1 protein-coding gene is annotated in these 256 nt (G+C 58.2%); it reads right to left on the bottom strand.

All coding sequences use genetic code 11. The features are described from left to right. A partial coding sequence (locus tag AACY45_RS29015) for an immunoglobulin-like domain-containing protein (protein WP_339548911.1) occupies positions 1 to 256 on the bottom strand: 256 nt, incomplete at both ends.

The raw sequence follows: 256 nt of genomic DNA on the forward strand, positions 1-256 counted from the left end.
GGTTGCTCATCGGCAGGCCAGCAGCGTTGGTCAGGGTCACGGTGTAGGTGACGGAACCACCTTCGGTGACGGTGGTTTTATCCACAGACAGGGTGGCAACCACTTCGGAGATAGTGTCGCCGATGGTGACCTGAGCTTTGTCGCCCAGTACCAGGTTCTCGAAGGACTTGCCGTCAACGGTGGCGTTGTCGATGCCGACTTCCACAACTTGACCGTCTTTGTAGACGTCATCACCTTGCGCAGCCAGCTCGTACGG

The organism is Pseudomonas sp. RA_35y_Pfl2_P32, assembly GCF_963970735.1.
In the GTDB taxonomy this organism is placed as follows: domain Bacteria; phylum Pseudomonadota; class Gammaproteobacteria; order Pseudomonadales; family Pseudomonadaceae; genus Aquipseudomonas.